The sequence below is a fragment of the Campylobacter sp. CNRCH_2013_0671h genome, from assembly GCF_025773055.1.
GTDB lineage: Bacteria > Campylobacterota > Campylobacteria > Campylobacterales > Campylobacteraceae > Campylobacter_D > Campylobacter_D lari_D.
In genome coordinates, this window is record NZ_JAKMTG010000017.1 from 1 (window position 1) to 12754 (window position 12754).

Genomic DNA, 12754 nt, shown 5'->3' on the forward strand with positions numbered 1-12754 from the left:
CACTTAGAAAATACACTCTAGTAGCTAAATCTTTAAAAGCTTTAGAGTGGATTAGACCTTGACAAGCTTTAGATTTTGAAGTGCTTGCAAATTCACTTTGACTAAAAGCATTTAAAGCCTCATCTAATTGAGTTTTTATGCTTTGATTTTTAGGATCTTTCAAAGCTTGATTTTTTAAATCTGCTATATTTTGAGCTTTGCTTTTTTGAGCATTATCTACCATAAGTGCTAAAAGCAAAACACTTTCTTTATCTACAAAAAGCACTTTAAAACATTGCTCATCATTTCCTACACTAAAATCAAGTTCTTTGGTGGAATTTTGCAAATTTGATAAGTCTTCATTTTTTATATTTGTTACATTGCTCATTAAAGCTATATTTGAAAGACTTTCATTTTTTAATATATAAACACTTATATCATTAATAAAAATTTTTAAATTTCCCAAAGCTTGAACTACACTTGCCTCATCTTTACTTGTACTAAATTTTGGCAGAGCAACCGCAGCTAAAACTCCAAGTATAATTACTACAAACACAAGCTCTATAATAGTAAAAGCTTTTTTCATAACATGCCTTGTAAGTTTTCTACCTTAGGCTTTATAAGATCATCTTCTATATTTACAAATTCTTTACGCTCATAAGCCTCACAAGCTGCCCTTGCTATCATCAAAGCATTATCCGAACAATACTCAAGCGGAGCTAGCAAAAGCTCACATTGATAACTTTGACATAAATGCTCTATTTGACTTCTTAAGCTTAAATTTGCACTAGCTCCGCCTACTATACCAAAGCGTTTAAATTTATACTCTTTAAAAATTTTTTCTAACTTGTTTAAAATATGAGCTATGGCTGCTTTTTGAAATGCAAAGGCAATTTTACTTTTACGCTCCAAACTTAATTCTTCTTTTAAAATTTCCAAACGCACTTGGTTTTTAAGCCCTGAAAAACTATAAGCTAAATCTTTAGAATGAAGCAAGGGTATGCTAAATTCCAAATCACTTTCTTTTACATTTTTAGCTAAATTTTCTATGATAGCTCCACCAGGATAGCCAAGATCCATCATTTTTGCTACTTTATCAAAGCTTTCTCCAAAGCTATCATCGGTTGTTCTTGCTAATTCTGTGATTTTACCTTGCTCATTAATAAAAAGCACCATAGTATGCCCACCACTTACAAGCAACACACCCATATCAAAATTAGCTTTTTTATCTAAAAACATAGAATAAATATGCCCTTTTAGATGATTAATCGCAATGAGCGGTAAATTTAAACTAATAGCAAGCATTTTAGCCATAGCTACTCCACCTATCAAACTCACACTAAGGCCAGGTTCATTTGTAACTGCTATGGCGCAAAGTTTATCAAGGTATTTTTGGCATCTTTTTAAAATCTTAGGTAAAGCTTCACTATGTAATCTTGCGGCAAGCTCGGGCACCACCCCTCCATAAGCACTATGGGCATTTTCTTGAGAAATTTTTGTATGAAAGATACACTCAAAGCTATTTTTATTAATGATAGCAATAGAACTATCATCACAAGAGCTTTCTATGGCAAGAATCAAATCTCTCATTGAAATTCCACTAAAATCATACCGATAAATTTGTCTTTTTGTTCTGCTTTTTCTATGGCTTTTGCAGGTATATTTGCTTTTTTAATTTCTTTAAAATTAGTCTTTCTTTCTAAAACTTGATCGGCTAAATTTGCATTCTTTAGCTCATAAAATTCTACTCTGTAAATTTTTCTTTTTTTATCCAAAGAATAACGGCTTTGCATTTGGTTTTTGCTTATAACAATATCACTTTCATCAACACCCCTATCAAAACCTATAACATTAACTCTTACACCTGCTATAGAAGGTATTTTAAAATTATCTTTTACCATAATTTTTTGAGCAAAATTTGTTTGTATATTTTTTCCATCTACTATCACTTCAACACTATCTAGAGCATTTGAAAATTCAAAATACTCAGGATACAATCTTGTTTGCAAGCGATTGCCATAATTGATTGAATATGAGTTAACATTGGAAATTACTGCAGTAATCTCATTACTTGCTTCATAATTTAAAGCTTGATTAATAGGAAAAGGTAAAAAATTTATAGCACTAGCAGGTTTATCAAGATAAAGTAAAATTTTATCATTAAAAAGTTTTACCTCCAAAGGCTTTTCAATAGCTCTATAAACTCCATTTGGAGTTAAATCAAAAGTTCTTTGAAATTCTATATTTGCCTTTTTTAGATAATACTCCACTGCCAAAAGATGATAATATACTCTTAAATGCGTTGGTAAATTTTTGCTCGCTTCATTAGCAAAGGCTGCTTTGTGATTTGACACCACAAAATAAGTTAAAGCCTTTAGCATATCTTTATCATTGCTTTCTTGGGTTTTGGTGTTTTTTAAATGATATTGATGTTCTTCTTTAACTAAAGCTTTATTGATATTTTCCACTGCTTCTTTAGCAATATTTTCCAAATCTGCATATTTAGTAGAATTTACCTCACTTTGATCAATAATACTAGTATTGCCCCAGCGATTTGGATTTTTATCTTTGCTTTCATATTGAGGTCTATAAAATCCACTTCCATCGTGCAAATTTATAACCATATTTACCTCAGGTTCCAAAATAAGCTTTTTTATGCGCTCTATAGTGTGAAAATCAGGATCGTTTTCATCTATATGGGCAAATTTTCTATTTAAATCTCCAAAATTTCCTCTATTTCTAGCAATAATACTTTCAAAAGCTAAATTTGGTGCGACAATAATTTTACCTTTAGTGATATTATAATCACTCAAAAGCAAACTAGCAGCATGAAACCCACCTGGCTCGTCTCCTTGTATACCTCCAAGGATTAAAACCGTATTATTATCATCTAAACTTTTTCCATTTTCTTTAACGCTAAACTCTAAAGCAAAAACCACATTTATAAAAATCAAAATACTTAAAAAATATCTCACTTCATTTCCTTATCTAAATAAAGCCTAACTTGCTTATCATACTCAAAAACATCTTCAATTTGGTTAATCTTTGGCACACCAAAATGATCTAGTGCCTTAAAAACACCCTTAGTTATGTCTAAAAACTGCGCTTTTTGGGCTAAAAATTGATACACCATATATTCGTTTGCACTATTTATAATCACACCCAAGTCAGGCTTTTTCAAAAGCTCATCTTTAAGTGAAAATATAGGATATTTTTTTAAACTAATTTTTTCAAATTTTAAACTTGGCATAGCTAACAAATCCAAATTTTCTATAAAGCTTTGATCATGCTCATCTAAAATCGCTTGAGCTATAGACAAACGCATATTTGCATGAGAAAAATATGCACTCATACCACCATCTTTAAATTCACATAAAGCATGCACTAAAGACTTTCTTTCTATCAAAGCATCTATTTGTTTAATACCGTAAAGATGATAAGCTTCGATAATTTCAAAAAGTTTATTACACATGCTAGCACTATCTATGGTGATCTTAGCTCCCATGCTCCAGTTAGGATGCTTAAGAGCTTCTTTTACACTGACATTTTTTAAATCTTTGATTTTATAATTATAAAAGGCCCCGCCACTTGCCGTGATAAAAAGCTTTTTAATATCTTTTCTTTTATCTATCAAGCACTTTAGTGCTGCATGTTCGCTATCTATGGCTTTAATCTTAGAAGTGTCAAAAAATTTCCCTGCTACTACTAGGCTTTCTTTGTTTGCCAAGGCTAAAATTTTACCAAGCTTTTGCACCATAAGACTTGAACTTAAGCCTGCAAAACCTACTATAGCATTTACCACTAAAGAACTTTTGCACTCAGCTATCATCGCTTTTAAACCATCTTGACCACAAAAAATCCTATCATGATCAACTAAGGTTTTATCTTTTTCATCTTGTATACATACAAATTTAGGCTTAAAAAGAGCTATTTGCTCATTTAAAAGCTTGATATTTTTACCACAAGATAAGGCTTCTATGTTTATGTTTTTTTCTTTAGCAATAAAAAGAGTATTAACTCCTATACTTCCCGTGCTTCCAAGTACGATCATACTAAAGTTGCCATTGCAAATGCTGCAATGATAACAGCATCAATTCTATCTAAAACTCCCCCATGCCCTGGGATTAAATTACCACTATCTTTAATACCTGCTTGTCTTTTAAAATAACTCTCAAGCAAATCCCCTATCACAGCAAAAATAGCTACGATTAAAGATATATAAATACTTTTTACCAAGCTAAATTCAAAAGAGCCTATGATGGTTCCTAAAATCCCCGCACAAACAATGCCACCTACAACACCTTCTAAAGTTTTATTTGGACTTGTTGGAGAAAAAGCTCTCTCGCCAATTAGTTTTCCTATAAAATACGCCCCACTATCGCAAGCAACGACAATCACTATAAGCCAAAATAATACAAACATACCCTCATAACTTAATACTTGATAAAGCATTAAAATAGGTAAAGTAGGATATATATAAGGCATAAGTTCATTTAAATTTTCACTTTTTTTATAAACTAAATATCCTAAAATCAAAATCAAAGCCAAAAGGCCTATAAAGAAAGGTTTATCTAAAAATGCTCCTATTGCAAAAACACACAAAGCTACAAAAACACTTGCATGTTTGCTTTTAAACATAGCTTTTGCTTCATTAAATGCCAAAAACAATAAAACACCAAAAATCACAAAATTAATCAAAAAATTATCCACTAAAGCAACAACAGCTATCACAGCTATCATCACAATAGCACTAAGAATTCTTGTCTTTGAAAACATTTTTATCCTTTCTATATACTTAAATCAAGCAAATGAGAACTTTTTTTAACTACTTCTTGTCCCTCTTGTTCATCTTCATCTTCTTGCTCTTGTTCTTGATGATGTTTAGAATGCTTTTTTTCTTCCTCTTGCCTTTCTTTTACCTCATCGCTTACTTCATGAGTTTGATTAACTTTTTCAAGTTTTTCAACCGCCTTTTCTTTTGCTTGAAATTCACTCATATTTACCAAAGTTGCAAAAGAATCTTTTGCCAATTCATTACTAGCTTGTGCTGAATGTACTGGTGCATTTTGGTTAGCAAAATGAATACCACCTATGGGACTTATAGGCATACTTACTCCTTTAAAACGCTTAAAGTCTTATAATTTGTATAATTTACAAAAGCCTTTTCTTTTATTTTTACAAAATTCTTACTAGTATAATCGACCAAATAAACTCCAGAACTTAGCTTGGAAAATTCCACACAAAGCTTTGCTGCAAATTCTAGCACTAATTGACTTATTTTTAATTTATTTGAAGTAATGATCACATGAGCACTAGGATAATCTTTCACATGCAGCCAAATATCATCTTTTTTAGCTATTTTTAATAAATATTCATTAGCTTTTTCATTGCGTCCTACGCTGATTTTAAACTCATCAAAATAAAAGCTACTAACCCCTGCATTTAGTTCCTCTTTTTTTGTTTTTTTAGTTTTTTTAGGCATTAAAACTTCTAATTCTCTCAAAGAGGTGCTTTTAGCAATTAAGTCTTTTAAATTTATTAGAAAATCAAGTTTTTCACTTAAAATTTCTCTTTCTATATTGATATTTTTAGCCTTTTGTTTTAGCTTTTTAGCCATTTTATAAAATTCATTCGCACTATTTTTAGGTGTATCTTCGAGTTTAAAGGCAAGCTCATTTGCATTAAAATCTTGCAAAATAAATTCTCTTTGATAATCTTTTAAAGAATTTAAATTAGCAAATAAAACATCTGCTTTTTGGCTTAATTCTTGAGCTTTTTTTAATAAATTACTTTCTTGTTCTAAATTTTCTATACTCTCTTTAAGAGTAAAGATTTTTTTATCTATATTTAAAAGTTTATTTTCTTTTATATCTTTTAAGCGATCTTGCTGTAACTTTTTAGCACTTTCTTTAAAATACACATTAAAATCATCAATCTTTACAAATTCTTCTTTTATCTCATAAGCTTTTAAAGCTTGGAGTTTTTCGCCTATTTTTACAACGCGGTAGCTTTTATCTATATGACGCAAAGCTTCTATGATAATATCATCAGTGTCTGTGATGATTACATTAGTGTTTTTTCCTGTAAATTCAAAATAAATCTTAGCCCCATAAGCTTTGTAAGATTTTTCTGATAAAACTTCAAAAGATAAAATTCTATTATTTTCTAATACTTCTAAATTTAAAATCTTTGCGTTAGAGAAGTATTTTTTTAGCATAAAATCAAAAGGTGCATTATAGACTTTTGCTTGGAGTTTATCTTGGTAAATTCCACTTTTTCCACGCGTTAAGTCTAGTATAAAAGCTTGATGATCTAAGCTAAGCTCTAAGATATTATCATCAAGGCGTTTGAGATAATTTAGTCTTTGAAATTGTTTAAAATAATCTTTTATTTGTATTAAATCTGTATATTTCATAAATGTATTATAAAATATTTTGATGAATTTATGAGGTTTTTTATGAGTGAAAAAATTCCCTATCCTTGTGTGATTTTATGCGGAGGAAAATCTTCGCGTATGGGAGAAGATAAAAGCTTATTACAAGTAGATAATAAAAACTTAACTCTTTATCAATATGAAAAAATGTCAAGGATTTTTAATCAAGTTTTTATTAGCAGCAAAAAAGATAAATTTCATCAAAAAAACTTAGCACTTATTTTAGATGAGGATTTAAACAACTACTCTCCACTCATTGCCTTAAATTCCATACTTAAACATTTTAAAAATACCTATGTATTTATCCTTAGCGTGGATACTCCAAACATAAACAAAGAAAGTTTTTACAAGCTTTTTGATCATCTAAAATCACAAAATATACTCTTAGCAAGCACAAAAAAACACAAGCATTATTTATGTGGATTTTACCATAGTAGGAATTTTGAAAAAACTTTGCAATTTTTACAAGAAAACAATCACAAATTAGCCCTTTTTTGTGATACAATGAAAGCAGAATTTATAGAATTTGAAGATGATAATGAGTTTATAAATTTAAATTATTTTAAAGAATATAAAAAGTGGCTTCATGAAAAAGACAATTCTACCCATAGTATGTGCTTTTAGTGCTTTAGCAAATGAGGATTTATTCAATCAAGCCTTAGAATATGAAAATCAAGGTAAGTACAAAAAAGCTATGCAAATTTATAAAAGCTTAGCTTTAAAAGAAAAACAAAAAGAAGTAAGTTTAGAAAAGTCTTTTAATTTTGAGCAAAATACATCCAAAGAGAAAAAATTAGATGATATTAATCCAAAAAATGAAGCTTTAGCAAACTACCTTGGCACAGAAAAATCATACAATCCTTTTGGTATTAGCACGCATAATCTTAGCTATTTTATGCCTGTTTCTTATAGTTTTAGCAAGAGAGATTATAAAAGCACTGAAACTAAATTTCAAGTAAGCCTTAAAAAAACTCTTTTTGAAAATCTTTTGGGTTTAAATGAAAGTTATAACATAGGCTATACGCAAATTTCATGGTGGCAACTTTATAAACATTCTGCTCCTTTTAGAGAAACAAACTATTTACCTGAATTTTTTATCAACTTTCCTATAAGCGGACATGGTGCTTTTGAGAATTTAAAAGATGTACGCATAGGCTTATTACATGAATCTAACGGGCAAAATGATCCAAAATCAAGATCATGGAATAGAATTTATCTAAGCAATGCATGGTTTTTTGGCGATTTTATGTTCATACCTAGAGTTTGGCTAAGAATTCCTGAAAAAAGTTCAGAAGATGATAATCCTGATATAGAAAAATATTTAGGTAATTTTGATATTAATCTTGCTTATACCCAAGATGATTATTTTATCAATATATTGTGGCGTAATAATTTAAATTTTGCTAATAACCGCGGTGCAGTAGAAATAAGCGGAGCTTATAAAATTTCTAACAATGGCTTATATATTTACACTCAGTATTTTAACGGATACGGTGAGAGTCTTATTGAGTATAATAAATCTTCAAGCAGACTTTCAAGTGGAATATTGTTAATGTATTAAAATGGAAAAATTTTGCTTTATTAAGTTTATCATTAATAATGAAAAGTCTTTTAAAAGATTGTGCGATTTGTTTAATTATATCAAAATCTTAAAAGATGAGAATTTACAAATAGAAGATTTATACACAGATAAAAGTATATATAATTTTTACAGCAAAAAAGAATTAGAATATTTCTCAAGCAAAGATTGTTGGGGGTTTGATGATATTTTTGACTGCATAGGAAATGGAGAATACTATTTTCACTCCATAGAAAAAATAGAGGAAAATATCGCCAAATTGTATTTTTACCCCATTTCTTTTCCTTATGGTGGAGTTGAACCTATAATCGAGTTTATAAAATCATTTCAAATGAAAATTCTTACAATTGATTGTGGTTATATGGAAGAATTTGAATATTAAAAGCCTTTTTAGACTTTTAATATTTTAAATTAAGAAAAATGCTATAACACTACCCAAGATAAGCAAAGAGCCATTAAAGCATAAAAAGGTTGGTATACAAGTATCTTTTATATGATCACCTTGCTTATCTGCATTAAGCCCTACACTCACTCCCAAAGTCGTTTCACTAGCAGGTGATCCTGCATCGCCCAAAGCTCCAGCAACACCGATGATAAAAATAATCGCAGCAGGTGAAAAACCAAGTTCTATACATATAGGACAAAATAAGGCAGCGATGATAGGAATAGTACCAAAAGAACTGCCTATACCTATAGTGATTAAAAGACCTATAGCTAGCATAATAAAAATAGCTAAAAAGTGACTTTGCTCCATAAAAGGCACGCTTGTTTTTACAAGCTCAGCTATACCTCCACTTTGTTTTAAAACCTCTCCATATCCTGAAGCAACAAGCATTACAAAAGCTATATAACCCATGATTTTAAGCCCATCATCAAAAACTAAATTAACTTTGTTATACTCTACTCCACCCAAAACCACCATCAATACAAAACCTAAAAGCCCTGATAAAGGTAAATTGTGCGTTAAAATTTGTAAAATCAAAGTCAATCCAAGGCCAGCTAAAACTCCCCATTCTTTTTTACTCATTTTTAGATTTTCAAAATCCATTTTGGCAATTTGCTCTTCTTGATATTCTCTTGGCTTAGCATAAAATACAAATACAGCCAAAAATAAACCAACTAACATACAAATAGCTGCAAAAGCCATAGTTTGAGAAACTTCTCCTAGACTAATTTGCACCCCATTTGAATTTAAATTATCCACAAGCAAAGTTTGAAAAATAAGCCCAAAACCTAAAGGCACCACCATATAAGGTGTGGTAAGTCCAAAAGTTAATGCACAAGCTATAGCTCTACGATCTATTTTTAATTTATTAAAAAGTTTCAACAAAGGTGGAATTAACAAAGGTACAAAAGCTACATGGATAGGGATTAAATTTTGCGAAAAACAAGCAATAAGTGCCAAAGAAAGTATAAGTAAGTATTTTTTATGTGAAATATAATGCGAAACTATTTTAATCAAATATGCTGTTAGATTAGTTTTTGATATAGCAGCAGCCACCGCTCCAAGCAAAATATAACTTAGTGCTGTTTGCAAATTCCCTTGCATACCATCGATTAAAACTTTCATAGAATCCATCATAGCTTGTGGAAGTTGGGTAAAAAAATCCACCAAACTTAAATGCTCCATATGCATAAATTTAGACCAAATGCCTACAAAAAGCCCAGAAAGCAAAACACTAAGCAAAACATTAAACCTAAAAAAACACAAAAGCGTCATTAACAAAACACCTATAAATACCGGATTAGTTAAAAGCATTACATTCCTTAAATCAAAATAATTGCACATTTTAAATAATTTTCTTTAAAATACTATTTAAGTTTAAAAAATTTAAGCAAAAATTGCAAAATAAAAGCATAAAATGATAGTTTTTACTTTAAAAAAGGATACAAATGAGAAGTGATGCAATCAAAAAAGGACACTTAAAAGCACCAAATCGCTCTTTACTTAGAGCATGTGGCTTAAATGATGAAGATTTTAATAAGCCTTTTATAGGTGTAGCAAATAGCTATATAGATATCATCCCAGGACATTTTTTCTTAAATGAATATGCAAAAATCATTAAAGATGAAATCCGAAAAAATGGCTGTATTCCTTTTGAATTTAACACCATAGGTGTTGATGATGGTATAGCTATGGGGCATGATGGTATGCTTTATTCTTTACCAAGTCGTGAAATCATCGCAAACTCTATTGAAACAGTGATGAATGCACACCAACTTGATGCACTAATTTGTATCCCAAATTGTGATAAAATTACTCCAGGTATGCTCATGGGGGCTTTAAGAGTTAATGTGCCGACTATTTTCGTTAGTGGTGGACCTATGAAAGCAGGAGTAAATAAACATGGAGAAAAAATCAGTCTAAGTTCTGTTTTTGAAGCAGTGGGAGCTTATGAGGCTAAAAAAATCGATGAAGAGGATTTAAAAGATATAGAATGCAAAGCTTGTCCTAGCGGTGGATCTTGCTCGGGTATGTTTACTGCAAATTCTATGAATACTTTATGCGAGGCTATGGGTATAGCACTAGAAGGAAATGGAACTATTTTAGCACTTAGCAAAGAAAGAGAAGAGCTTTTAAGAAAAGCTGCGCGTAGAATTTGTGAAATTGCACTAGATGAGCGTTTTAAAATTCGCAATATTATTACTAAAAAGTCCATTAACAATGCTTTAGTTGTTGATATGGCTATGGGTGGAAGCTCAAATACTATCTTACATATGCTTGCCATTGCTTATGAAGCGGGTGTAAATTTGGATATAAAAGAACTCAATCACATCAGTGCTAATGTGGCCCATATAGCCAAAATCGCTCCATCTTTAAACACAATATATATGGAAGATATACACAAAGCAGGTGGAGTAAGTGCGGTAATAGCTGAAATAGCTAAAAAACCAGGCCATATTTTAGAACTTGACACTCTAGATATTAGTGGAAAAACTTTAAAAGAGCGCATTGAGAATGCTGATATTAAAGATGAAAACATTATAAGAAAAATAGACAATGCCTATTCAAATGTAGGTGGGCTTGCTATACTTTTTGGGAATTTGGCTGAGCAAGGCTGTGTGATAAAAACTGCAGGTATTATGGGCGAGCGTAAATTCAAAGGAAAAGCGGTTTGTTTTAACTCTCAAGAAGAAGCCATTAAAGGCATTATAAAAGGTAAAGTTAAAGAAGGCGATGTGTGCGTGATACGCTATGAAGGACCAAAAGGTGGACCTGGCATGCAAGAAATGCTTAGTCCGACTTCATTACTCACAGGCATGGGGCTTGGTGCTAAAGTTGCACTTATAACAGATGGTCGTTTTAGCGGAGCTACAAGAGGACTTAGCATAGGCCATATTTCTCCTGAGGCTGCAGAAGGTGGACTTATAGCGCTTTTAAAAGATGGTGATGAGATAGAAATTGATGTAGATACCTACAGCATCAATGCAAATTTAGCCCAAGATGAAATTGCTAAACGCAAAGCAAATTTTAAAATGCCTTATAAGCAAATAAATTCAAGATGGCTTAAAATGTATCAAAAACTTGTTAGTAATGCTAGCAAAGGCGGGGTTTTAGACTTAGAATAATTTTCTTAATTTCTTAAAGAAATTAAGAAATATCTTTTTAAATGTAAAACAAAATATGAAAAATTATGTTAAAGTGGCCGGGAGAAAGGGATTCGAACCCCTGGAGGTGTGACCCTCAACGGTTTTCAAGACCGCCGCTTTCGACCACTCAGCCATCTCCCGTAAAAGAATAAAAATATCAAGTATTAACATCGCATTGGAGGCGACATCCGGATTCGAACCGGAGATCAAGGCTTTGCAGGCCCATGCCTTACCGCTTGGCTATGTCGCCTTGAGTTACCAAAAAGTGGTGCCCGAGGCCGGACTTGAACCGGCACGGAAGAAAAATTCCGAGGGATTTTAAGTCCCTTGTGTCTACCAATTCCACCACCCGGGCGGGTGATAATGGAGCGGGAAACGAGATTCGAACTCGCGACCCCAACCTTGGCAAGGTTGTGCTCTACCCCTGAGCTATTCCCGCATTAAAGTTGAAATTATACTTATTAAAACTTAAATGCACATAAAAAATATAAAAACTACATATGTTTTCAAAAAGATAAAAAATTTTTATTTTTTTCTAATTATTTTATAAGTAAAATACCCGGCCAAAAAATAACTAAAAAGGAACAAGTATGTTTAAATTTAACAGTTTATCTAATAAATTGACAACAATAGCCTGTTTTTTAATAGCTATTATACTAATAGTTGTTAATATGATTAGCTATTATCAATCTAAAGAAAGCACTAGTTATTATCTAGAAGAAATTCAGAAAAAAACTATGTTTGATGTTAATTCAGCATACAATATATATTCTGGAGCAAAAAGAGATGCCATTGCTTCTATTGTTAAATTTGTAGAAAAAAATCCAAGGGTTAATTCTGGCGAACTATTTGATATATTAGAAACAGTAAAAGAAGCAGCTGGCTTTAATGTAGTATATATTGGATTTAATGACGATGGAAAATTATATCAATCTAACAGAATTATTAGAAGTCCTGAAGAAACCGGATTTGATGCAAGAACAAGGTCATGGTATCAAGAGGCCAAAAGCGTGGGAAAACTTGTAGTATCAGATCCTTATAAAAGCATAGAAGATGACTCTATAACAGTTTCTTATACGGCTCCAATATATTCCAATGGAAAACTCTTGGCAGTAGTTGGAGGTGATTACAACCTGCATACTTTTGCAAAAGATGTATTAATAATGGGTCGC

The 12754-nt window shown here is 31.2% G+C and carries 13 protein-coding genes and 4 tRNA genes; 5 read left to right on the plus strand and 12 right to left on the minus strand.

Annotated features, from left to right (window positions below; all coding sequences use genetic code 11):
* The 7 genes from L8X97_RS07980 to L8X97_RS08010 all read right to left on the minus strand — a co-directional run.
* Positions 1-565: type II secretion system protein (locus tag L8X97_RS07980; RefSeq protein ID WP_263663032.1), on the minus strand; the 565-nt coding region annotated here is incomplete at its 3' end.
* Positions 562-1569, minus strand: a complete 1008-nt coding sequence (tsaD, locus tag L8X97_RS07985; RefSeq protein ID WP_263663033.1) for a tRNA (adenosine(37)-N6)-threonylcarbamoyltransferase complex transferase subunit TsaD — start codon at positions 1567-1569, stop codon at positions 562-564. The genes tsaD and L8X97_RS07980, both read right to left, overlap by 4 nt.
* Complete coding sequence (locus tag L8X97_RS07990) at positions 1566-2954, minus strand: M99 family carboxypeptidase catalytic domain-containing protein (RefSeq protein WP_263663034.1); 1389 nt, start codon at positions 2952-2954, stop codon at positions 1566-1568. Before L8X97_RS07990 ends, tsaD begins: the two co-directional genes overlap by 4 nt.
* Entirely contained in the window at positions 2951-4030 is a 1080-nt protein-coding gene (gene dxr, locus L8X97_RS07995; protein ID WP_263663035.1) for a 1-deoxy-D-xylulose-5-phosphate reductoisomerase, read from the minus strand. The genes L8X97_RS07990 and dxr overlap by 4 nt, the downstream gene beginning before the upstream one ends.
* On the minus strand, positions 4027-4755 hold the full coding sequence (locus L8X97_RS08000) for a phosphatidate cytidylyltransferase (RefSeq protein WP_263663036.1): 729 nt from the start codon (positions 4753-4755) through the stop codon (positions 4027-4029). The genes dxr and L8X97_RS08000 overlap by 4 nt, the downstream gene beginning before the upstream one ends.
* A gap of 11 nt (positions 4756-4766) precedes the next feature.
* Entirely contained in the window at positions 4767-5087 is a 321-nt protein-coding gene (locus L8X97_RS08005) for a hypothetical protein (protein WP_133319048.1), read from the minus strand.
* A gap of 2 nt (positions 5088-5089) precedes the next feature.
* Positions 5090-6394, minus strand: a complete 1305-nt coding sequence (locus L8X97_RS08010) for an NFACT RNA binding domain-containing protein (RefSeq protein ID WP_220566712.1) — start codon at positions 6392-6394, stop codon at positions 5090-5092.
* 42 nt (positions 6395-6436) lie between these two features.
* Here L8X97_RS08010 and L8X97_RS08015 point away from each other — a divergent pair, with 42 nt between their 5' ends.
* The 3 genes from L8X97_RS08015 to L8X97_RS08025 are packed head-to-tail and all read left to right on the plus strand — an operon-like array spanning position 6437 to position 8373.
* On the plus strand, positions 6437-7036 hold the full coding sequence (locus L8X97_RS08015; protein ID WP_263659548.1) for a molybdenum cofactor guanylyltransferase: 600 nt from the start codon (positions 6437-6439) through the stop codon (positions 7034-7036).
* Complete coding sequence (locus L8X97_RS08020) at positions 6999-7973, plus strand: phospholipase A (protein WP_263663037.1); 975 nt, start codon at positions 6999-7001, stop codon at positions 7971-7973. The genes L8X97_RS08015 and L8X97_RS08020 overlap by 38 nt, the downstream gene beginning before the upstream one ends.
* Before the next feature lies 1 nt (position 7974).
* Positions 7975-8373, plus strand: coding sequence for a hypothetical protein (locus L8X97_RS08025; protein ID WP_263663038.1), 399 nt, complete (start codon positions 7975-7977; stop codon positions 8371-8373).
* Between the two features lie 24 nt (positions 8374-8397).
* On the opposite strand, the gene L8X97_RS08030 is transcribed toward L8X97_RS08025, so the two are convergent.
* The gene (locus L8X97_RS08030; RefSeq protein ID WP_412175071.1) at positions 8398-9750 is read right to left on the minus strand and encodes a Na+/H+ antiporter NhaC family protein; all 1353 of its coding nucleotides are present in this window, start codon (positions 9748-9750) and stop codon (positions 8398-8400) included.
* A gap of 134 nt (positions 9751-9884) precedes the next feature.
* Between L8X97_RS08030 and ilvD the strand changes: the two genes are divergently transcribed.
* Positions 9885-11561 (plus strand): dihydroxy-acid dehydratase, encoded by a 1677-nt coding sequence (ilvD, locus tag L8X97_RS08035; RefSeq protein ID WP_263663040.1) that lies wholly within the window; start codon positions 9885-9887, stop codon positions 11559-11561.
* Between the two features lie 74 nt (positions 11562-11635).
* On the opposite strand, the gene L8X97_RS08040 is transcribed toward ilvD, so the two are convergent.
* From L8X97_RS08040 to L8X97_RS08055, 4 genes are all read right to left on the minus strand, one after another.
* Positions 11636-11723, minus strand: a tRNA-Ser gene (locus L8X97_RS08040).
* Positions 11724-11758: 35 nt separating this feature from the next.
* A tRNA-Cys gene (locus L8X97_RS08045) sits at positions 11759-11832 on the minus strand.
* A gap of 16 nt (positions 11833-11848) precedes the next feature.
* A tRNA-Leu gene (locus L8X97_RS08050) sits at positions 11849-11937 on the minus strand.
* A 9-nt stretch (positions 11938-11946) separates the two neighbouring features.
* A tRNA-Gly gene (locus L8X97_RS08055) sits at positions 11947-12021 on the minus strand.
* A gap of 151 nt (positions 12022-12172) precedes the next feature.
* On the opposite strand from L8X97_RS08055, the gene L8X97_RS08060 reads away from it, so the two are divergent.
* The coding region (locus L8X97_RS08060) for a cache domain-containing protein (RefSeq protein WP_263661590.1) at positions 12173-12754 on the plus strand (582 nt) is incomplete at its 3' end.

Excerpts from the sequence above, each read along its gene's own strand:
- tsaD (WP_263663033.1), bottom strand. The coding sequence starts at position 1,569 with ATGAGAGATTTGATTCTTGCCATAGAAAGCTCTTGTGATGATAGTTCT.
- L8X97_RS08015 (WP_263659548.1), top strand. The coding sequence starts at position 6,437 with ATGAGTGAAAAAATTCCCTATCCTTGTGTGATTTTATGCGGAGGAAAA.
- L8X97_RS08030 (WP_412175071.1), bottom strand. The coding sequence starts at position 9,750 with ATGCTTTTAACTAATCCGGTATTTATAGGTGTTTTGTTAATGACGCTT.
- L8X97_RS08005 (WP_133319048.1), bottom strand. The coding sequence starts at position 5,087 with ATGCCTATAAGTCCCATAGGTGGTATTCATTTTGCTAACCAAAATGCA.
- L8X97_RS08000 (WP_263663036.1), bottom strand. The coding sequence starts at position 4,755 with ATGTTTTCAAAGACAAGAATTCTTAGTGCTATTGTGATGATAGCTGTG.
- L8X97_RS08025 (WP_263663038.1), top strand. The coding sequence starts at position 7,975 with ATGGAAAAATTTTGCTTTATTAAGTTTATCATTAATAATGAAAAGTCT.
- L8X97_RS08010 (WP_220566712.1), bottom strand. The coding sequence starts at position 6,394 with ATGAAATATACAGATTTAATACAAATAAAAGATTATTTTAAACAATTT.
- ilvD (WP_263663040.1), top strand. The coding sequence starts at position 9,885 with ATGAGAAGTGATGCAATCAAAAAAGGACACTTAAAAGCACCAAATCGC.
- L8X97_RS08020 (WP_263663037.1), top strand. The coding sequence starts at position 6,999 with ATGAAAAAGACAATTCTACCCATAGTATGTGCTTTTAGTGCTTTAGCA.
- dxr (WP_263663035.1), bottom strand. The coding sequence starts at position 4,030 with ATGATCGTACTTGGAAGCACGGGAAGTATAGGAGTTAATACTCTTTTT.